Genomic DNA, 20021 nt, shown 5'->3' with positions numbered 1-20021 from the left:
GGCCTACAACACCCGCCCATTTCCTGTCGACCGACTAAACAGACGACTGGTAGTAGGCAGTGAGCAATAGCGCGGCAATCACAAGTTCAGCGACCAATGGTGGCAAAACCGCCTTGTCGAACCCGTCGGTCAGAAGGCCGGCAATGCGTCCAAGCGCTACGGCTCCCATCAGGATTGCAACGGCAACATAGCTGAGCGTCTGGCCGGTCATCAGGCCGATCACCAGAAGTGCCACCGAAGCCAGAAACAGCCCACCGATCACGGAACGGATCGTGCTGAGTCCGGCCGTCCCCACCGGTTCGATGGCAAAATTGGCGACTATACGCCGGGGCGCGAACATGGACAGGGCGCCCAGCCCCGCCAGCATCAGGGATGCAAGAATGACGAGGATGTTTAGTGTGGTTTCCATTTCTAGTCTCCTTGGGTTCAGGCCAACTGGCGCAAAGCCCGATTGGCGTTGTCCTGCGTAGCGATGTCTGACAGAGCGCCATCAATGCCGGCCTGATCTACGACCGGCCCCGTTGGATAGCCGGTTTGACTGGCATAGAAGTGACCGGTTTTGAATTCGGGGTTCAGCAACCCGTCCAGATAACGTTTTGCTCCGACCTCGACGCTATGCATCATGCCAAAAAGTGGCATCAACACCCCGCCAACATGTTTGAAGAAGATGCGCTTCATCAGCGGCAGATCGTCAAAGCCCGAGGTGCCGGCCGTGCCGCCCGGGCTCATGGTTACAAAACGGACATGCGGGTGCTGACGCGCCATCGCCCCCATCCACAGGATCGCCGTCAGCTTGGCATAACCATAAGTCTGCATCGGATCGCCCTGGGGGCCAAACTTGCTGCCATCGGCGATTGACCTGAACTCCTCTACGGTTCCATCGGACAGATCGGGGCGGTGCATTCCCATTTTTGGAATACCCCGCGCGGCCTCAGATCCCGCATAAAGAACAGTGGATGTCACCAATTGGCGCTCTAATAGCGCATCCACCAGCACCACATGGCCCAGAACATTGGTGGCGAAGATGTTGGTCACGCCTGCGCTAGTGAACGTGTTGGGCTCCCGCCCGCCTGTACCACCGGCATTGAGAATAACGGCGTCAATCGGGGTGGAAAGCTTGGCCACTGCGTTGCGAACCGAAGCCGGGTCGGTAACATCCAGAAGGACCAATTCAAAAATCTTGCGTCCGGTTTCACTTTCCAGCGCCGTTTTGGCTGCCTCCGCTCTGGTCCGGTTGCGACAAGCCAGATAGATTTTGTCGATGCCCTTCTGCAGGGCAAGCTGCCGAGCGGCCTCGCGGCCCAGCCCGGCATTTGCTCCGGTGATCAAGACGGAATGGATCGGATTCATGATGTAGGTTCCTTGGTGTCCGGTTTGATGCACCAAAGATAGGTCGGCGCAAAAATGAACTGTAGATAGCAAAAACTGGACATGAGGCTTCAGGAATGAAACATATGGTGCATGTCGATACAGGAAAGCCATTCCCTCAATTGGGACGATCTGAAATACTTTCTGGCTGTTGCCCGAACCGGAACGCTCAGGGGTGGTGCTGATAGCATTCAGGTCAACCATACGACCCTGACCAGGCGGCTTTCGGTTATGGAAGAGCGTGTGGGCAGCCGGTTGTTCGACCGCTCCAAGTCCGGCTTGTCACTGACACAACTTGGCGAGGACCTGATGCCTCATGCCGAACGGGTCGAGGCGGAAATGACAGCTGCGTCCCGGGTCATCGTTGGCCGTGACGCTCAGCCTTCAGGCACGATCTACGTCACACTTCCCCATGGTTTGGCGATGACGTCGCTGATGGATGATTTCGCCGCCTTCGCTGATCTATACCCAGACATTACACTCAACATGAATTTCACAAACGATATTCGCGACCTGATGCGCCGGGAAGCCGACGTTTCCCTGCGGATTGCCGGCGAGGTGACGGACGACGTGGTCGGGCGAAAGCTGGTCCAGACGTCCCAGGCAGCCTATTGCACCCGCAGCTACGCCGAACGCATCAGCGACAATGGCGGAGAGGACCTGCACCTGATTGGTTGGCACGAGCCCGAAGACGCGACTACCGCGAAATGGGTGAAAGACAGCTACTACCCCAAAGCCACGTTAAAACACCGGGTTTCTGAACTGGTCCCCTTGATCACGCTGGCGGCCTCTGGCCTAGGTATGGCCTATCTCGCCTGCAACCTCGGAGACCGACACGCTGAGCTGATCCGCGCACCGTTCCAAAAGCCAATGCCCTATCGCAGCATCTGGCTTTTGCTGCATCGTGATTTGCGCAACACGGCACGGGTCCGACTATTCGTCGATTTCCTTGCCGAACGGGTCAGATCCAGACGAAACGAGTTCTGGGTTTCGGGCACCGTATCACCCACTTAGCGGTCAAGTGCTGCATGTGCGCGGGAACGAAAAACTGGCAATCCTGCGGCACAATCCGTCATTCAATTTGCCTTCGGCAATGATGCCTTGGGTCCTGAACCAATTTCCTATTCAGATCCTACATCCTGAAGAAGTGCGGGGATCAAATTCTCAGCCAGCGACGCGACCGCGTCGACGCGCGCAATGCGCCGCGTACCCGGGCGATAGGTCAAAAACACCGAATAGGATCGCGACACGTGGTTGGGAAGACATCTGACCAGCCGACCATCAGTCAGGGCGTCCGCCAGCATAAACTCTGGCAGAAAAGCATAGCCTCGTCCCGCGACAGCCAGATCGAACAACACCGGGAAACTTCGGGTCGCAAACGGCCCGCTGACCTGTACCGGTGACACGGCCTTGGGCGAGAAGAAGGTCCAGGTGGTTTCTGCGACATCGCTGCGGAATGTCAGGCAGGGTTTGTCTTTCAGGTCGTTTGGTGCGCTGACGGGCGATCGTGTTGCAAGTTCCGGTGCAGCAACCAGCAAGCAATTGAAGCTGCCGAGTTCTTTTGCAACCAGCCGGTCATCGTCGAACGTGCCTATGCGAAAGGCCAGATCCGTGCTCGGATCCTGCATATCTTCAAAGTCATAAGCCGGACGCATGACCAAAGTGAGATCGGAAAACCTGTCTCGCACCGCCGGAAGCAGCGTCGAGGCGATGAGCGATCCGAATTCAGCGGTGGCCGCGAAATTGACCTGCCCTGACACATCCCCGGTTGCTTCGCGGGCAATGTCATCGAGAAGATCAATGTCGGCCAGAATAGACTGAATACGCTGATGCAGCCGGATGCCTGTTGGGGTCAGCTTGACTGACCTGCCGCTGCGTACGACCAGCTTTACACCAAAATGTTCTTCAAGCCGCGAGATGTGCCGGCTGACCCCGGATTTCGCCATATTCAGATGGTCGGCCGCAACACTGATACCCCCCAGGCGCGCAACGCTGTGAAAGCTGATGAGGGCAGGTATGCCAACTGTTCTAATATTCACAACCATTAGTTCATTTTGATACGTCTGTTGCTTTCTGTTGGCAATACCTAACTTCAGCTCATCAGACGGTCCTGGACCGGGATCACACGCAGGAGACAGCAAATGAACATTATCGTCACAGGGGCCAGCAGCGGGTTTGGCAATCTGATCGTGGCTGACTTGATCAAGGCCGGACATCGCGTCGCCGGAACAGTCCGCGATCTGGACGGGCGCAACCAGGACGCAGCAAAAGCGTTGCGTGAGATCGGTGTCGAAGTGGTCGATATCGACGTGACCGACGACGCGTCGGTCGAAGCAGGTGCCGCCGCGGTCGAGGCTGCCTTTGGCTATCTCGACGTTCTGGTCAACAATGCGGGTGCCGGTGCTCAGGGTCTGCAGGAGAACTTCTCGGGTGAGGATTTCCGTCGCATCTTCGACGTCAACGTCTTTGGGGTTCAACGCATGACGCGCGCGGTGTTGCCGAAGATGAGAGAGCGGCGCGCGGGTCTGATCCTGAACGTCACCAGCCTTCTTGGCCGTGTCACCGTGCCCTTCCTTGGACCGTATAATGCAGCAAAATGGGCGGTTGAAGCCCTAAGCGAGAATTATCGCTGGGAGCTGAGCCAGTTCGGTGTCGATGTGGCCGTGATTGAGCCGGGCGGTTTCCCGACGAATTTCTTCGCCAACCTTACCGCTCCGACGTCGCGCGACCGGGACGCAAGCTATGGCGAGTTCGCCGGTGCACCTGACGCCATGCTTCAAAGCATGGGAGAGTCCCTCGCTGACAATCCCTTGCAGGTGCCGCAAATCGTGGCGGATGCGGTGCTGGAGGTTATCCATACGCCTGCAGGCGAACGCAGGTTCCGCAACGCAGTGGACAAAAGCGGCATGGCCGAGCCCGTTATCCCGATGAACGAGCAGGCGGAGGCGGCGACCAAGGCGCTCTTTACTGCCTATGGGATGGACGGCATGATGACGCTGAACACCACCGTCGCTGACGCCGCGTGACACGCGCGGCAGGCCCGGATATGCGTCCGGGCTTGCCGCCAGACTTCCGCAATCGAAAAGGTGCACCGTATGACCCATCCCGCATTCCATTCCGACTCTGTCGCAGTCATCACAGGTGGGGCGTCCGGCATTGGTCTCGCCGCCGCATTGAAATTCGCTCAGATGGGCATGCGGGTGGTTGTTGTCGATCGGGATGCAGCGAATCTATCCACCGCTGCAGATCTGATCAGGGCCGCTGGTGCTGCGGAAGTGATGACAGCCGAGGTCGATGTCAGCGTTCGCGCGCAAGTGGAAGCGCTTGAAAAGCAGGTGAATGACCGTTTTGGCGGCGCGGATATCTTGATGAACAATGCCGGTGTGGGCGGCAAGTCATCCACATTGGACACTGCGGAACCATGGGAGAATATGCTGGGCGTCAATCTCTGGGGGCCGATCCACGGCACGCAGGTCTTTGCCCCGAACATGATCGCCAGGGGCAGACCGGGCGCCATCATCAACACCGGCTCAAAACAGGGTATTACCACCCCGCCCGGAAACCCGGCCTATAATGTTTCAAAAGCAGCTTTGAAGGCCTTTACCGAGGCCTTGTCACACGAACTACGTACTGGCCCGGGACACCAAATAACGGCCCATCTGCTGGTGCCCGGCTTTGTTTACACCGGCATGATCTCGGCACCGAAAAAACCCGCCTCTGCCTGGACCGCTGAGCAGACTGTTGATTTCTTCGTCGACAGTGTGAACCGGGGTGATTTTTACATCCTGTGCCCAGACAACGACGTGACGCGGGATATCGACGAAAAACGCATCGCATGGAACCTGGCGGACGTGATCGAAAATCGACCCGCGCTTAGCCGCTGGCACCCGGATTACAAGGACGCCTTTTCGTCCTTTATGGCTGGTGAGGATTGATAGCATCAGCCGATGCTCCAAGCGCAGCAAAGCAAATGCAGCCGAGAAAAACTCTGACGGCCCTTTCCTGCCGTTGGACGATGGTTTTCAGTACTGCGGTGCGGCTCACCGAACCTGACATTCGCTGCACCAGCAAATCGTCGAGACAAACGAGCTCACGGGTAGCAGGGCATAGCGGATTTTTAGCATACTCCCAGAACACTCCGGCCGCAGCGAACAAAGTGGGATTTTGTGCCTTGGTGTTCACTTCGTTCAGGCTCGTATGTCCAAAAATCTGTGGTTAGATTGATCAAGCAAAGGGAAACACAAGTTCGCAACCCGCAGCACCTTAGCAAACCCGTTTCGTTTGGGTATGGTGCTGCATGTCACCGCCTATAAGTGACGCGACAGAATTTCTGGCAACTGATGTCACACGTATGTCGCCGATAGCCTTCAAAAGGCGCGTTAACCAACTAACTTGAGAGGTGCCTAATGTCTTTCACTGACCGCCCGTTATTTTCGCGTCGCCAGTTTCTATACACAACAGCTGCGAGTGCTGCCGCAATTACGCTTCACCCCTTCTCGGTTGCTGCGGCCAACAATCAGGCCCATCTTCGGATCATGGAAACAACCGACATTCATGTCCATGTGTTCCCCTACGATTACTATGCCGACAAGCCCCGCGACACGGTGGGCCTGTCCCGCACGGCCACGATCATCAATGAAATCCGCTCTGAGGCGACGAACTCGCTTCTGGTTGACAATGGAGACTTTCTGCAAGGCAACCCGATGGGCGATTACATCGCCTATGAACGCGGTATGAAAGAAGGGGACAATCATCCAATCATCACCGCATTCAACACGGTTGGTTATGACGCAGCAACGCTGGGCAATCACGAGTTCAACTACGGGCTGAACTTTCTTGAGACCTCTTTGGCTGGTGCGGATTTCCCAGTGGTTCTTGCCAACGTCGCTAAAGAGAAAGGCGCGAGTCCGCGCGATGACAAGACGCTCGTTCAGCCTTACACCATTCTCGACCGCGAAATCGAAATGGGCGACGGCACGAAACATCCGATCAAAATCGGTGTTATCGGCTTTACGCCTCCGCAGGTCATGAATTGGGATCGCAAGCATCTCGAGGGCAATGTCGAGGCGCGGGATATCATCGAGACAGCTCAGGCCTATGTGCCTGAGATGCAGGAACAAGGCTGCGATCTGATCATCGCGTTGTCGCATTCCGGCATTGGCGATGCGAACCATGCAGATGGTATGGAAAACGCCTCGGTTGTGCTTGCAGGTGTCGAAGGGATTGATGCGCTGGTCACCGGGCACAACCACCTGGTCTTTCCCTCGCCAACTTTTGCAGACCGTCCGGGGATCGATGTTGAAAAGGGCACACTGATGGGAAAACCCGCCGTCATGGGCGGCTTCTGGGGGTCGCATCTGGGCCTGCTTGATCTGCTGCTGGAAAGGGACGGAAATAAGTGGCGCGTGGTGGCCTCCACATCCGAAGCGCGGCCAATTTCCCAAAGGAACGAGGATCGCTCGATTACCGCGTTGGTCGGAGATGATCAGAGGGTCCTCGACTCGGTTGCCAAGGATCACGACGAAACTCTGGCCTATGTCCGCCGCGCGGTTGGCAAGACATCTGCGCCGCTCCACAGCTATTTTGCGCTGGTCGCAGATGACCCATCCGTGCAGATCGTATCGATCGCGCAGAAATGGTATGTCGAAGAGATGTTGAAAGGCACCGAACATGAAGGCCTGCCTATCCTGTCCGCGGCAGCACCTTTCAAGGCCGGTGGCCGCGGCGGTCCGGAATACTACACCGATGTCCCCGTTGGTGACGTTGCCATCAAGAACGTCGCCGATCTGTATCTCTACCCGAACACGGTGCGGGCGGTCCGCGTGAACGGTGCGCAGGTCAGGGGCTGGCTGGAACGTTCAGCCGGAATGTTCAATCATGTTGAAGCGGGTTCAAAAGATGCGGTTCTGCTTAACCCGGAATTCCCATCCTACAACTTCGACGTCATGGATGGCGTGACTTATCAGATTGACCTGTCCCAGCCCTCGCGCTTTGGGCCCAAAGGCGAAGAGGTTAACCCCGATGCGGCGCGGATTATGAACCTTTCCTATAATGGCGAACCTGTCACGGATGACATGGAATTCATCATCGCCACCAACAATTATCGCGCGTCAGGCGGCGGATCCTTCCCCGGAGCGTTGGGTGACACAATCGTATTCGAAGCCCCCGATACCAACCGCGACGTCATCGTGCGCTACATTGTCGAACAGGGCACGATTGATCCAAAGGCAGATGCCAACTGGTCATTTGCGCCGCTTGCGGACACGACAGTTTTGTTCGAAACAGGTCCAAAGGCGCGGGACTATATGGGCGACATCAAAGGTGTCTCAATCGAGGACGCCGGAGAAGGCGCCGATGGCTTCGCGGCTTTCCGGATCAAGCTCTGACTCAAAATGCGCACGAAAATCGCCCGCCACCAAATAAAACCGGTGGCGGGTTTGCATCTGTCGCCTCGCCCCCCTTTCCGGACATTCACCCCATAATCTCCATGCTGCGGCGCCGCCTGTTGAACCCGATGGGGTGGATAGCTCCTGCTCCAACCGGCGTCGCAATGCGCCATACTGCAGTTGTGTATCACTGCTAGGAAAGGAGCTACCCAATGCAAGTTACAACAGTCGGCATCGATCTGGCCAAACATGTTTTTCAAGTCCATGGGATTACTACGGTTGGCACCGTCGTTTTCAATCGAGCGATTCGGCGCGCCCAACTTGTCGCCTTCTTTGATGAACTCGAGCCATGTTTGGTGGGGATGGAAGCATGCGGGTCCAGTCATCATTGGGCACGAGAACTCTCAAAGCTGGGCCATGATGTTCGGCTGATCCCGGCCAACTACGTGAAGCCTTATGTGAAACGCGGCAAATCTGACGCGGTTGATGCTGAGGCGGTTTGCGAGGCAGTGACGCGCCCAAAAATGCGGTTTGTAGCGCCGAAATCGGAAGCGCAGCAAGCGGTCCTATTCCTCCATCGTGCTCGCGATCTGATAGTCCGCCAACGGACACAGCTCAGAAATATGTTACGCAGCCTGCTGGTCGAGTTTGGCATTATCATAGCGCAGGGTACAGGAAGTGCCGTGAAGTATGCCAAGAACCTTCTGGATGGAGACAAACCAGACCTGCCTGAAATTGCGATGGATGTTCTCAAGCAGCTGAGTCATCAACTCGTTGCCATGCATCTCCGCCTCCGTTGGTACGAGGTGCGCATGCGCCTGCATTCGAAACTGGACAAGCGCGTGATGTTGCTGCGCACGATCCCAGGAGTTGGACCCGTGACAGCATCGGCAATTGTTGCAACCGTCGGTGACGCGAAGCAGTTCAAGAACGGCAGACAGATTGCAGCCTGGCTTGGTCTGACGCCGCTCAACCGATCCAGTGGTGGTAAGGAACGATTGGGGCGGATCACGAAGATGGGCGACCGATATATCCGGCGCCTCTTGGTGACCGGTATGACGGCGCGATTGCGGCAAATGAAGGTGAACCCCGACCGTGTCGATCCATGGGCCATAGACCTGCTCGCCCGCAAGCCTCCCCGTTTGGCGACAATCGCCATGGCCAATAAGACGGCGCGGATCGTCTGGGCTGTGCCGACCAAGAGCGAATACTACCGTCCCCACACGATCTGAGAGAACAAGATGGGAATACTCGAGACAGCAAGACCCTTGAAATGATGGAGTACAGTCAGCCCGCCAGCCAAGACACCCCGTCGAACGGCAAGGACACTAGTTGTCCGCAATACCCGTATGGGACTTGGTCGCGGAAACCATCAAGGCCAGCAGCCGCGTGTGCTGCGCAAACAGGCCGGACACACGTCTGCTTCTGACCAGTGCGAAATTACTTTCAAAAAATGTCTTGCTATGCGGGAGCTATCCACACATGCCATTCGCGGTACGAGTAAGATCAACAGATGGACAAATTCACAATCTGCGGGACAAAGCCGCTATTTGCGTGGAACTGGTCACGAACCAGAGAAAATGTCTCATGCAATAACAATCAAGTTGGACCAGTCAGATAAGGCTGCTCAATCCCCGCAACTGTTGTTGCGATACGTGTAGCGGTTGGGTTCGAGGTTCAACTCGCGCAGCCCACACACCCCCAGATCATCTCTGCAATGGAACCCATGCGGATTCTGCATTGCAGCAAGCTTGGCAACTTTCCTTTAGCCCAATTTGGGAAATCGGCGAGATGCGCCTATTTTTTCATCCAAGGCAGAAGCGCTGTACAAAAATTAGGCACATGGCGTGGAAATAAGCAGATTCTGACACTGCAGGTTAGTGTTCCGACACTTCAACAGAGAAACAGATGGCACCGAACGACGCTCTAAAGGTGCCCTATTACCCAAGTTGCAGCCATATTTCCCACGCACAGCGCGGTACCGACGCGTGCTGCAGGCACCGTCAGCTTATCCACCAAGCAATTGTGCCACAGGACCGTGCTGGACACGTTTCGACAGTCCGGGTCCTTTAGATGCCTGTTCCCTAGAGCGACCTCACCTGATCTGGATGCGGTTCTTCTGAACACGGCGGGCGGCGTGACCGGTGGCGATTCATTCCGGTTTTCTTGCAAAGCAGCAAAAAGCACGGCGCTGACTTTGACGACACAAGCCTGCGAGCGCGCCTACAAAGCCCGGCCTGAAGAATGGGGCCAGATTACAAATCACTTGACGGTTGAGGGTGATGCCCGGCTGAACTGGTTGCCGCAAGAGACCATCTTGTACAACGGCAGTGCTTTGGATAGACGCCTCCGGATCGACATGGCGCTCGACGCTGAAATGCTGATGGTCGAGCCGCTTGTCTTTGGGCGCGTTGCCATGGGCGAGACGCTGACCGACATCCGCTTGCGCGATCGGATCGAGGTTCGACGCGGAGGGACGCCGGTGTTTCTCGAGACGATCAGGTTCTCTGGTGATTGGCATAGGCACTTATCCAAACCTCATATTGCAAACGGGGCGGGGGCGATGGCGTTAATCGTCTTGGCGTCGAGTTCTGCCGAAGGTCATCTGAAACCTGTCCGGGAAATGCTACCGGACACCGCCGGGGCAACCCTGATCCGGAAAGACCTATTGGTCGTTCGCATTCTGGCCAGCAACAGCTTTGCACTGCGCCGAACGCTGATACCGGCTCTGCGCCGACTGAACAAAAACACATTGCCCCGATGCTGGATGCTCTGACATGAACCTGACCCCTCGTGAAAAAGACAAATTGCTGGTCGCCATGGCTGCCGAGGTCGCCCGCAAGCGGCTGGCCCGTGGCGTCAGGCTGAACCACCCCGAGGCCATTGCCTTGATAACTGACGCCGTGGTCGAAGGCGCGCGCGACGGCCGTTCGGTCGCCGATATGATGCAAGCCGGCGCCGAAGTGATCACCCGCGACCAATGCATGGAAGGCGTGCCCGAGATGATCCACGAGGTGCAGGTCGAAGCCACATTCCCCGACGGCACCAAGCTTGTGACCGTCCATAACCCCATTCGCTGAATTTCAAAGGAGTTTCCCATGACCCGCATGCTGTTTCCCGCTCTTGTTCTGGCTGGTCCTGCCGTGGCCCATACGGATACCCATGTTCATGCTCATGGCAGTGATTACGCCCTTCTCGCAGCTGGGCTGGCCTTGATCGCAGTCATCGCCATCACAGTGATAATGAAGCTGCCGAAATGATCCCGGGTGAGATCATTCCTGCCGAAGGTTCACTGACGCTCAACGCAGGACGCAGCAGCCGTCTGGTTGTCGTCGCCAATACCGGTGATCGACCCGTGCAGGTCGGCAGCCATTACCATTTTGCCGAAGCGAACTCGGCCCTGGATTTTGATCGCTACACGGCCTTGGGAATGCGATTGGACATCCCGGCAGGCACTGCCGTGCGATTTGAGCCAGGCCAAACGCGCGAGGTTATGCTGGTGCCCTACGATGGGCGCCGCCACATCTACGGTTTCAATATGCATGTCATGGGGGCTCTAAAAGATGCCGGGCAAGATCAGCCGGAGTGACTATGCCTCGATGTTCGGCCCCACAGTCGGCGACAAAGTACGATTGGCGGATACCGATCTGATCATCGAGGTCGAGAAAGACCTAATCGTCGAGCGCGCAACAGCAGCGCGTTTCAGCGAAACCGGGCACCGCGAAGACATCTATGGGGAAGAGGTCAAGTTCGGTGGTGGCAAAGTCATTCGCGACGGGATGGGGCAATCTCAGGCCACGCGCGCCGAAGGGGCCGTGGATACGGTGATCACCAACGCGCTGATCGTCGATCATTCCGGCATCTACAAAGCGGATGTCGGCCTGAAAGACGGGCGCATCGCCAAGATCGGCAAAGCAGGAAACCCGGATACCCAGCCGGGCGTCGACATCATAATCGGTCCGGGGACCGAGGCCATCGCGGGCGAGGGCCGCATCCTGACGGCCGGCGGGTTCGACAGCCATATCCACTTCATCTGCCCGCAACAGATCGAGGACGCGCTGCATTCCGGCCTGACAACCATGCTTGGCGGTGGCACAGGCCCTGCGCATGGCACCTTGGCCACCACCTGCACGCCAGGCCCCTGGCATATCGGGCGGATGTTGCAGGCAGCGGATGCGTTTCCGATGAACCTGGCTTTTGCGGGTAAGGGCAATGCCTCCTTGCCCGCAGCAGTTGAAGAACAGGTCAAGGCCGGGGCTTGTGCCCTGAAACTGCACGAGGACTGGGGCACCACCCCTGCCGCCATCGACTGCTGTTTGTCGGTGGCAGACGCGATGGACGTGCAGGTGATGATCCACACCGACACGCTCAATGAATCAGGCTTTGTCGAGAACACAGTGGCCGCCATGAAGGGCCGCACGATCCACGCTTTCCACACCGAAGGCGCAGGGGGTGGTCACGCTCCGGACATCATCAAGATCTGCGGTGAGAAACATGTTCTGCCGTCCTCGACCAACCCCACGCGGCCCTTTACCGTGAACACGGTCGAGGAACACCTCGACATGCTGATGGTCTGTCACCACCTCGACAAATCCATCCCCGAGGATGTGGCCTTTGCCGAAAGCCGCATTCGGCGCGAGACGATTGCGGCCGAGGATATCCTGCACGACATGGGGGCATTCTCGATCATCGCGTCTGACAGTCAGGCCATGGGCCGAGTCGGAGAGGTCTTGATTCGAACCTGGCAAACCGCTGACAAGATGAAGAAACAGCGCGGGCGCCTACCCGAGGAAACCGGTGAGAACGACAACTTACGCGTACGCCGCTATATTGCGAAATACACAATCAACCCGGCCATTGCCCATGGCCTGAGCCACGAAATCGGCAGTATCGAGGAAGGCAAACGCGCTGACTTGGTCCTTTGGAATCCTGCTTTCTTCGGTGTGAAACCAGAGATGGTTTTGCTGGGTGGCACAATCGCCTGCGCCCAGATGGGTGATCCCAACGCATCGATCCCCACACCGCAGCCGGTTTATAGCCGCCCAATGTTTGGCGCCTATGGCCGATCCGTTGAAAACTCGGCAATCACCTTTGTCTCGCAGGCCGCGCAGGCGGACGGGATCGGTGATACACTTGGAATGGCAAAGCAGACCGTCGCTGTCCAAAACACGCGAGAGATTGGCAAACAGGACCTTTTGCTGAACAACGCGACACCGCATGTCGAAGTTGACCCGGAAACCTACGAGGTGCGCGCGGATGGCGAATTGCTAACCTGTCAGCCTGCCGAAGTTCTACCGATGGCACAGCGATACTTCATGTTCTGATTAAAAATTACGCTGCGTTGCAGCAAGCGCATCCCGGGCATGACCAATCAGCCACTACTAAGCGAGTGAAAGATGACAGATATTAGGACGCAAGGGAGGACCAACGTCTCGCAAGCTTACGAGGGTCCCAATGGCACACACAGAAAGTCAACCGCATTCCGGTTTTTCCGTATTCGGTCTGTTCTCGGCAATTGGTTCGTCGATCTTTTCGGCTCTTGCTCGATTGGCCGAAGCACGATCGCGCACCGATCAAGTGCAGTTCCTGCAATCGCTGAGCGACGAAGAACTGCGCAAACGCGGCCTGTCCCGCGACCGGATCGTACAACACGTTTTCGCGGGCTCCATCTGGTAATCGCTGCCCGTTCCACAGAGGGGGCGCTGACATGACCATCCTCCTTTGTACAGCACGGCAGTATTATGATCATTTACACGGCGAGCCTGCGGACGCCCTGTCGCTGACCTATGAAGACCGGTTTTTGCGCCGCAAGGTCCTGACATGCGAAAGTGGCGAACAGATTCTTGTCGATCTGGCGCAAACGACCTCGCTGAACCATGGCGGCGCGTTGGTTCTGGATGACGGTCGCGAAGTGGAAATACAGGCCGCACCTGAAACCTTGCTCGAGGTTGCAGCCCCTGACCTGGCGCGCATCGCATGGCATATCGGCAACCGCCATACTCCCTGCCAGATCGAAAAGGATCGCCTGTTGATCCAGGTCGATCATGTCATTCGAGACATGCTTCTGAAAATTGGCGCCTCAGTGCGAGAGGTGCACGAGCCGTTCACCCCCGAAGGCGGGGCCTATGGCCACGGCAGGACCCATGGCCACGCCCACTGACGGCGATATCCTGACGCTGATCCAGTGGTTTTCTCCGGCATATCCTGTAGGGGCCTTTGCCTATTCCCATGGGTTGGAAGCTGCAATTGACGAGGGAACTGTCGCGAATTCTCAAGATACCGAAGCCTGGATATCAGATGCGCTGGAACATGGATCTGGGTGGAATGACGCTCTGTTCGCTGTGGCGGCCTTCAATGCGCTGGACAAAGATGACCTGATCAACGTCGATGTCACGGCGCGGGCCTTTTGCGCGACATCCGAAAGGCTCATGGAAACCGAACTGCTGGGGCAGGCCTTCGGAAATGTCACCAAAGGGGTCTGGGAATTGGACCTTGGGCAGTTCACTTACCCCGTCTCGATTGGACGGGCTGCAAGACTACAAAACCTTCCCCTGCTGCTGACGACCAAGATGTTTCTGCAAGCATTCGCAAGCAACCTTGTCGCCTGTGCGACGCGCCTTGTGCCACTGGGACAAACCGATGCTCAGAGGCTGATCCGTGATTTGACACCGCTATGTTCTCATATCGCCGAAAAGGCGCAATCGGCAGGCTTGGAAGAGTTGAGTTCGACTGCATTCCTAACGGACATCGCGTCGATGAGACATGAAACACAGTATTCAAGGATATTTCGGACATGAGCAGTATGAACGGCCCTCTTCGCGTTGGCATCGGTGGTCCGGTTGGAGCCGGAAAGACCACTTTGACCGCTGCCTTATCTGAAGCCCTGCGCGATTTCTGTTCGGTGAGCGTCATCACCAATGACATTTACACGCAGGAGGATGCCGAAGCGCTGATGCGTATGCAGATCCTTCCCCAAGACAGGATTATCGGCGTCGAAACGGGCGGTTGCCCCCATACAGCAATCCGCGAGGATGCATCGATCAACCTTGCAGCGGTCGCTGAAATGCAGGAACGCCATCCCGATCTTGATGTTGTTCTGATCGAAAGCGGCGGCGACAACCTGTCGGCTACGTTCAGCCCGGAGCTCGCCGACCTTACAATCTATGTGATCGACGTCGCCGCTGGTGAGGAAATCCCGCGAAAAGGCGGACCGGCAATAACAAAATCCGACATCCTAGTCATAAACAAAACCGATCTGGCGCCGCATGTTGGCGCTTCACTGGAGGTCATGGAAAGAGATGCAGCCAGAATGCGCAACGGACGGCCTTTTTTGTTCGCGTCCCTTCGTCACAAAAAAGGGGTCAGCGCGATTGTTGACCTCCTGGTGAAACGCGGGGGGTTGATAATTTCAGAAGGGAATTAGCGCTGGGAACCAAGATGCAAAATTGTCGGCTCCTAAAGCCAATTGGAGAGGCTGAAAGTACAAACTTTCATTTTCACGTTTGTCTGGATGTTATGTTTTTCCCTCACACATCTGCTGTCTGTATACGAAGTGCACCAGGCTAAACAACTACTCTTGACCACAACGTTTTTCTGGGCCGGTTTGTTATGCGTTCCGCGAGTTTCGCCCTCCGATATTTCTGCGTGACACGCGAAATTGCGACGCCGGTTATAGGGTTCTTCGCGCTCATTCAAGCAATTGCACCAATGTTGGGGCAGCAGCGCACCAGCCGGGTATTCGCTGCAACTGTGATGTCGCCGGCATGTTACGCTCATGCAAAGTGCGAATTTTCGGATTTTCCGAATAGCCGTCCAAACCACGGACGCTTGTGCGCGCAATCAGAACGTCACATGTCTGCAAAAAAACCCGAGATCGAAGCGCCCGAACTTGATCGAGTGAAATCTAGTACTTTTTGGTTCTTGTAACAGCACGCCAGCCTTCCGGTGGTGGCCTGTCCAACAGGAGTTGAGCCCGGGCCATCATTGCGACTGAGGCGGGATCCCCGTTTCGGGCCTGATCTGCGGCCACGAATGCTGCAACAGCTTTTTCAAACTGCCCGGCCCGGTAGTGTGCAAGGCCCTGTTCATACAACCCAATCCAGGCAAGGGATCCATCAAACTCATCCTGCATCGCGATCAGTTCATAGACAACCAGTTCTTCGGTGCGTCCGAACACGGCAAGCGTGTCCAGTTCACGGACCACAATCGAGCCGGCGGCCTGACGTCGCGTCTCCTCTCCGATCAGGATCAGCGTGCCAAAGTCTTTATTGGCACTTTCCAGCCGGCTGGCAACGTTTACGACATCACCAATCGCGGTGTAGTTCAGACGCTGTTCTGAGCCGATATTTCCGACCAGAGCCTCACCGCTGTTCACCCCGATCCTGACGCGCAGAAGGTTGCCGGCCTTGTCTTCAACTTCGGACGCATCTACGGCAGCGACAAGGTCCAACGCTGCGCGGCAGGCATTTTCAGCGTGGTTGGTATCTTTGCGGGGTGCACCCCAAAACGCCATTACCGCATCGCCAATGAATTTGTCGATCGTTCCACCGTTTTGAGTGATGGCCACAGAGGCCGCATTGAAAAAGGGCTCCATGAGTTGGACAATCTTGGGACCAAGTTTTTCGGACAGACCGGTGAACCCAGTAACATCACAAAACAAAACGGAAATCTGTTTGATTTCTCCGCCTGGCTGTATCTTGATGCCCTCAGCAACCAACATACGCACGAGATCCGTGGGCACGTATTTTCGGAACGCAGACAAACCTGCCGCCATACTGGCGGTAGCTGCAGAAAGATTGGCAAGCTCAGACAGGCTGGACGGTCTGCGCGCAATCCGTTCGACGTCAAAGCGTTCAATTTTACCCAGGTCTTCAGCGATGCGCGCCAACGGATTTGCCACAACTCTGCGGATCAGCCAGATTGCCAGTCCTGTTGCAAAAACCACCACAACGATCAACACATAAATCAGGTTGATCAGCGTTTCATCGATGCCCGACAGAAAGGCCGCTTCGGGTATGACTGTTGCAACGCGCCAACCGTAAAATCCCAGCGGCGTCAACGCCACCGCATAAGGTACACCGTCGATGACGATACGTTTCGTCAAAGTGCCCGAGGTATTTGTTTGGGGGTCAGCCAACAGCCTTTCGCCCGATATCATGGCGGCTTCGTAAAGCTTGCCCTCACCCATGCGCGCCGGAGTGATCTCATCCGCTTCAGCGTCGGGAACTGCAATGACCTTGCCATTGGCGTTCAGAATAAATGCCGCGCCAAACTCGCCGGGTGCGAGCGTGGCAAGAAAGCGTGACAATCGGTCCGTATCGATCGCAACGGCCAGAACCCCTTGCCGCGTTCGGCTGACATCTATCGGACCGGCAAAGGCGTAAACGGTTTTGTCACTATCCGGAAGATCACGCGCTTCGATCCACCCGGCAGAGTTGAGGCCCATGAAGTTTTCAAACCAGGCATGTTCGCGCGGGTCATAGGATGTTTCGGTAAAGGTCCTTTCTTCGAACTGGATGTCACCGGGAATGAAGATGTAACGGTCTTTCCGTAACATTCCGTCCCGAATACCCTCGTCGATTTCAATCATCTCGAGCCCGCCGTCACCCAGGCGATGTGACGCAAAAAAATTCCCATCGGGCCAGCCGAAGAAAATCCACGAGATATTCGGCTGCGCCTGCAATTGTGACAGAAAGACAAACTCTCGCTTGTCGGCCTGTCGTGTCGCAATGACGTTCTGTACAAAGATAGTGCGAACGGCTGCCCAGGCGGCTTCGGCCGACCTGAGGGTCACGCCCACTTCAATGCGCACGGTATTTGCAATCTGGCCGTTGATCTCAGCCGCCAGCATACGGCTATTGTCGCGCGCTGTTGTCCACCACAGGGAATGGACGATAAACGTCGATACCCCGATAGACACAGCCACCAGAATTGACACAGCGATGCCTACGCTAAATCGCAACTAAATCTCCGACAACAATGTCACGTGCTTCAGTATTGGATTGAGACTGACAAGAGGGCAAAGCTTTCTTACTTCCAGTCCCCAAATCTCACGTATCTGTTAAATGCATGCCAACAGCTTCATCGAAGCAGACACCTTAACAGTATCTGCTGCATCTGATCCGCCGAGCCTTTCCAGACGCTTCGCCCAGATGCTCCAACGTGCGAAGTACAAAACCCCAGTCCGTCTTGTGCAAACGGGCCACGTCCCGCAGAGACTTTTCCAGTGGAATACGGGTCGGAAAAGCGGCAGGGAGATCCTGATAGAGGTTTTGCACGGCGTGACGCGAGAGGCCTGCGGCAAATGACCGTTTCCCGCCCTTTGTGCTGAATACTACCTGCCGGGAACAGCGATATCGATGGTTCAAGCCCCCTGCCCTTCCTTGGCTTTGCGCGTCCATCAAGTCGTTGCCCACAGGCTGGAAATTGGAGCTGCGAACATGTTGTCCGCGAAGGGTACAACCTGATCGTGGTCGTAAAGAACGAGCCCCTGGATGAATTTGTCACCACACGCCTCTGCCAACCTACGCATCCCGGAAAAGTCGCTGGAGGTAACGGTAGCAGACGACTTCACCTCGACCCCAACGATCTCGCCACGCCTGTTTTCCAGAACGATATCCACCTCGTTTCTGTCTTTGTCGCGGAAATGCGAAAACGTGCACCTTTGCTCGCTCCAGGTTGCAATCTTGCGCAACTCGCTGAACACAAATGTTTCCAGGATCGACCCGAAGGGTGTCTTGTCCTTTTTGACAGTGTCCGGAGTAATGCTGCGCATGGCCGCCAGAAGGCCTGCATCCAGGAAGTGCAACTTGGGGGATTTGGTCAGGCGCTTCAGGCGATTGGTGAACCACGGCTGCAAACTGTGCACGAGAAAGAGGTTTTCAAACACACGTACGTATTTCTGAGTGGTCACGTGATTCAGACCTATGGCAGCACCGATCCCCGAGTAATTGACCAGTTGACCAGAATGCTCTGCCAGAACTGCCAGTAGTTTTGGCATGATTGCGAGCTGTTCGATCTGGGCCACATCGCGAACGTCCCGTTGTACAATCGCATCAAGATAATCATGGTACCAATCCTGCTTTCGCCCCCATCTTTTCCGTCCAAGAGCCTCGGGGTAGCCACCGGAAAGAACTGTCTCAACAAGTTCGTCGCCAATGACCGGCTGGTCTACGACAGGGGCTTTGGCTTCGAATGCCCGGTCGATAAAACCCGATTTCGTTTCCAGGATTTCCGTCCGGCTGAGAGGTAGGAGACGGACAATTTCCATTCGCCCGGCAAGAGAGTCCGCGACCTTGGGAATGGTCATCAGGTTGGCGGAACCGGTCAGCAGAAACCTCCCTGCCCTTTTGTCATCATCCACCGTTTTCTTGATTGCCAGAAGGAGGTCCGGTGCGCGCTGAACCTCATCGATAACCGCCCGGTCCAACCCGCGGATAAAACCGACCGGATCATCTATGGCTGATTGCAACACAGTCGCATCGTCCAATGTCAAAAAGGGAACTTTGTCAGAGGCGATTTCTGTTGCCAAGGTTGTTTTGCCAGACTGCCGAGGTCCGGAGATCACGACAACACGCGTGTCTGACAACGCTTCTTCTATTCTGGTTTTGGCAAATCTTGGATACATGTTCGAAAGACTTCTTTTTGTCCGATTGAAAGTACGGGAACGACCAATTGAAAGTCAACATCCGACCAATTGAAATCGAAGGCCCTGAAAACTGAAAGCACTGCTTGAGCCTTACCATCAAAGCACGTGCACTTTTCTCGTGGTTTCTTTCAGCAGACAGGTCGAGATTTTTTGAATATCGGCCTTGGTTGCCACCTTGAAACACACCCCGCGTTTCAAGGTTGTTTCAAACTATCCATGGTCTTCGAATACACCCGGTTCCAGCTCTTCCCAGAACGCGAAAACCGCCGCTGCGTTCGATCTCGACCTCCACCCATGCGCGCGGAAATGTTTGCGATCCAGATCGTCAGTCAGGCCAGACAGAAACAACCTCTTGTCCGCATCGCGCTGGGTCGGGTTTCGCCGCGAAACCAGATCTTCGACGACGGCCAGTTTCCGAGCCCGCTCAGTGCGCTCTGCCGCGCGGGCCTCATAGGCCTGATCCTCGCGCGCCCTGGTCTCTGCCCGGGTTCCGTTGCAAACTTTCGGCCATTGACGCTTTCGGAATTAACGAGTGAATGACTCGTCGGTCGTATCAAGTCGAAAGCCAGCTCATGATTTCCTTCAAAGGTGCACAGTATCCGAAAGATGTGATCCTATTC

At 56.1% G+C, this 20021-nt stretch carries 20 protein-coding genes; 15 read left to right on the top strand and 5 right to left on the bottom strand.

Annotated features, from left to right (window positions below):
* Positions 1 to 34 precede the first annotated feature (34 nt).
* Together ACR0K1_RS22780 and ACR0K1_RS22775 are read right to left on the bottom strand one after the other, a co-directional pair.
* Entirely contained in the window at positions 35 to 409 is a 375-nt protein-coding gene (locus tag ACR0K1_RS22780; protein ID WP_480617409.1) for a DUF4345 family protein, read from the bottom strand.
* Positions 410 to 426: 17 nt separating this feature from the next.
* Positions 427 to 1572: an SDR family NAD(P)-dependent oxidoreductase gene (locus tag ACR0K1_RS22775; RefSeq protein WP_480617410.1), complete on the bottom strand. Its 1146-nt coding sequence runs from the start codon at positions 1570 to 1572 to the stop codon at positions 427 to 429.
* On the opposite strand from ACR0K1_RS22775, the gene ACR0K1_RS22770 reads away from it, so the two are divergent.
* Entirely contained in the window at positions 1462 to 2382 is a 921-nt protein-coding gene (locus tag ACR0K1_RS22770; RefSeq protein WP_480851952.1) for a LysR family transcriptional regulator, read from the top strand. The genes ACR0K1_RS22775 and ACR0K1_RS22770 overlap by 111 nt on opposite strands.
* A 107-nt stretch (positions 2383 to 2489) precedes the next feature.
* Here the strand turns inward: ACR0K1_RS22770 and ACR0K1_RS22765 are convergent, their stop codons facing one another.
* Entirely contained in the window at positions 2490 to 3509 is a 1020-nt protein-coding gene (locus ACR0K1_RS22765; protein ID WP_480617413.1) for a LysR family transcriptional regulator, read from the bottom strand.
* Between ACR0K1_RS22765 and ACR0K1_RS22760 the strand changes: the two genes are divergently transcribed.
* The 13 genes from ACR0K1_RS22760 (at position 3510) to ureG (ending at position 15177) form a co-directional block, all read left to right on the top strand.
* Positions 3510 to 4394 (top strand): SDR family oxidoreductase, encoded by an 885-nt coding sequence (locus ACR0K1_RS22760; protein WP_480851951.1) that lies wholly within the window; start codon positions 3510 to 3512, stop codon positions 4392 to 4394.
* A gap of 69 nt (positions 4395 to 4463) precedes the next feature.
* Positions 4464 to 5303 (top strand): SDR family NAD(P)-dependent oxidoreductase, encoded by an 840-nt coding sequence (locus ACR0K1_RS22755; RefSeq protein WP_480617415.1) that lies wholly within the window; start codon positions 4464 to 4466, stop codon positions 5301 to 5303.
* A 471-nt stretch (positions 5304 to 5774) separates the two neighbouring features.
* The gene (locus tag ACR0K1_RS22750) at positions 5775 to 7754 is read left to right on the top strand and encodes a bifunctional 2',3'-cyclic-nucleotide 2'-phosphodiesterase/3'-nucleotidase (RefSeq protein WP_480851950.1); all 1980 of its coding nucleotides are present in this window, start codon (positions 5775 to 5777) and stop codon (positions 7752 to 7754) included.
* A 212-nt stretch (positions 7755 to 7966) separates the two neighbouring features.
* The gene (locus tag ACR0K1_RS22745; protein ID WP_480851949.1) at positions 7967 to 8986 is read left to right on the top strand and encodes an IS110 family RNA-guided transposase; all 1020 of its coding nucleotides are present in this window, start codon (positions 7967 to 7969) and stop codon (positions 8984 to 8986) included.
* 806 nt (positions 8987 to 9792) lie between these two features.
* Positions 9793 to 10530 (top strand): urease accessory protein UreD, encoded by a 738-nt coding sequence (locus tag ACR0K1_RS22740; protein ID WP_480617429.1) that lies wholly within the window; start codon positions 9793 to 9795, stop codon positions 10528 to 10530.
* A gap of 1 nt (position 10531) precedes the next feature.
* Entirely contained in the window at positions 10532 to 10834 is a 303-nt protein-coding gene (locus ACR0K1_RS22735; protein ID WP_170655068.1) for an urease subunit gamma, read from the top strand.
* An 18-nt stretch (positions 10835 to 10852) separates the two neighbouring features.
* Positions 10853 to 11014, top strand: a complete 162-nt coding sequence (locus ACR0K1_RS22730; protein WP_480617418.1) for a hypothetical protein — start codon at positions 10853 to 10855, stop codon at positions 11012 to 11014.
* Complete coding sequence (locus tag ACR0K1_RS22725) at positions 11011 to 11343, top strand: urease subunit beta (RefSeq protein WP_480617419.1); 333 nt, start codon at positions 11011 to 11013, stop codon at positions 11341 to 11343. The genes ACR0K1_RS22730 and ACR0K1_RS22725 overlap by 4 nt, the downstream gene beginning before the upstream one ends.
* Positions 11318 to 13078, top strand: a complete 1761-nt coding sequence (gene ureC / locus ACR0K1_RS22720; protein ID WP_480617420.1) for an urease subunit alpha — start codon at positions 11318 to 11320, stop codon at positions 13076 to 13078. The genes ACR0K1_RS22725 and ureC overlap by 26 nt, the downstream gene beginning before the upstream one ends.
* A 130-nt stretch (positions 13079 to 13208) precedes the next feature.
* Entirely contained in the window at positions 13209 to 13430 is a 222-nt protein-coding gene (locus ACR0K1_RS22715) for a hypothetical protein (protein WP_480617422.1), read from the top strand.
* Positions 13431 to 13461: 31 nt separating this feature from the next.
* Positions 13462 to 13914, top strand: a complete 453-nt coding sequence (locus ACR0K1_RS22710) for an urease accessory protein UreE (RefSeq protein WP_480617423.1) — start codon at positions 13462 to 13464, stop codon at positions 13912 to 13914.
* Complete coding sequence (locus ACR0K1_RS22705) at positions 13898 to 14551, top strand: urease accessory protein UreF (RefSeq protein WP_480851948.1); 654 nt, start codon at positions 13898 to 13900, stop codon at positions 14549 to 14551. The genes ACR0K1_RS22710 and ACR0K1_RS22705 overlap by 17 nt, the downstream gene beginning before the upstream one ends.
* A complete protein-coding gene (gene ureG, locus ACR0K1_RS22700) occupies positions 14548 to 15177 on the top strand; it encodes an urease accessory protein UreG (protein ID WP_480617425.1) in 630 nt (209 codons plus the stop codon). Before ACR0K1_RS22705 ends, ureG begins: the two co-directional genes overlap by 4 nt.
* Before the next feature lie 480 nt (positions 15178 to 15657).
* Here ureG and ACR0K1_RS22695 read toward each other — a convergent pair whose 3' ends face one another.
* Positions 15658 to 17061 carry an adenylate/guanylate cyclase domain-containing protein gene (locus ACR0K1_RS22695; protein WP_480851947.1) on the bottom strand — a complete coding sequence of 468 codons (1404 nt, stop codon included), beginning with the start codon at positions 17059 to 17061 and terminating at the stop codon, positions 15658 to 15660.
* Between the two features lie 1092 nt (positions 17062 to 18153).
* Positions 18154 to 19380, bottom strand: coding sequence for an ATP-binding protein (locus ACR0K1_RS22690; protein WP_480851946.1), 1227 nt, complete (start codon positions 19378 to 19380; stop codon positions 18154 to 18156).
* 126 nt (positions 19381 to 19506) lie between these two features.
* Between ACR0K1_RS22690 and ACR0K1_RS22685 the strand changes: the two genes are divergently transcribed.
* On the top strand, positions 19507 to 19941 hold the full coding sequence (locus ACR0K1_RS22685; protein WP_480617428.1) for a hypothetical protein: 435 nt from the start codon (positions 19507 to 19509) through the stop codon (positions 19939 to 19941).
* Positions 19942 to 20021 lie beyond the last annotated feature (80 nt).

This window comes from Ruegeria sp. F5 (assembly GCF_056533845.1).
Note: the sequence above shows the minus strand (reverse complement) of the source record. Positions and strands in the feature narration are given on the sequence as shown.

Excerpts from the sequence above, each read along its gene's own strand:
- ACR0K1_RS22780 (WP_480617409.1), bottom strand. The coding sequence starts at position 409 with ATGGAAACCACACTAAACATCCTCGTCATTCTTGCATCCCTGATGCTG.
- ACR0K1_RS22770 (WP_480851952.1), top strand. The coding sequence starts at position 1,462 with ATGTCGATACAGGAAAGCCATTCCCTCAATTGGGACGATCTGAAATAC.
- ACR0K1_RS22775 (WP_480617410.1), bottom strand. The coding sequence starts at position 1,572 with ATGGTTGACCTGAATGCTATCAGCACCACCCCTGAGCGTTCCGGTTCG.
- ACR0K1_RS22760 (WP_480851951.1), top strand. The coding sequence starts at position 3,510 with ATGAACATTATCGTCACAGGGGCCAGCAGCGGGTTTGGCAATCTGATC.
- ACR0K1_RS22755 (WP_480617415.1), top strand. The coding sequence starts at position 4,464 with ATGACCCATCCCGCATTCCATTCCGACTCTGTCGCAGTCATCACAGGT.
- ACR0K1_RS22750 (WP_480851950.1), top strand. The coding sequence starts at position 5,775 with ATGTCTTTCACTGACCGCCCGTTATTTTCGCGTCGCCAGTTTCTATAC.
- ACR0K1_RS22745 (WP_480851949.1), top strand. The coding sequence starts at position 7,967 with ATGCAAGTTACAACAGTCGGCATCGATCTGGCCAAACATGTTTTTCAA.
- ACR0K1_RS22735 (WP_170655068.1), top strand. The coding sequence starts at position 10,532 with ATGAACCTGACCCCTCGTGAAAAAGACAAATTGCTGGTCGCCATGGCT.
- ACR0K1_RS22730 (WP_480617418.1), top strand. The coding sequence starts at position 10,853 with ATGACCCGCATGCTGTTTCCCGCTCTTGTTCTGGCTGGTCCTGCCGTG.
- ACR0K1_RS22725 (WP_480617419.1), top strand. The coding sequence starts at position 11,011 with ATGATCCCGGGTGAGATCATTCCTGCCGAAGGTTCACTGACGCTCAAC.
- ureC (WP_480617420.1), top strand. The coding sequence starts at position 11,318 with ATGCCGGGCAAGATCAGCCGGAGTGACTATGCCTCGATGTTCGGCCCC.
- ACR0K1_RS22715 (WP_480617422.1), top strand. The coding sequence starts at position 13,209 with ATGGCACACACAGAAAGTCAACCGCATTCCGGTTTTTCCGTATTCGGT.
- ACR0K1_RS22710 (WP_480617423.1), top strand. The coding sequence starts at position 13,462 with ATGACCATCCTCCTTTGTACAGCACGGCAGTATTATGATCATTTACAC.
- ACR0K1_RS22705 (WP_480851948.1), top strand. The coding sequence starts at position 13,898 with ATGGCCACGCCCACTGACGGCGATATCCTGACGCTGATCCAGTGGTTT.
- ureG (WP_480617425.1), top strand. The coding sequence starts at position 14,548 with ATGAGCAGTATGAACGGCCCTCTTCGCGTTGGCATCGGTGGTCCGGTT.
- ACR0K1_RS22690 (WP_480851946.1), bottom strand. The coding sequence starts at position 19,380 with ATGTATCCAAGATTTGCCAAAACCAGAATAGAAGAAGCGTTGTCAGAC.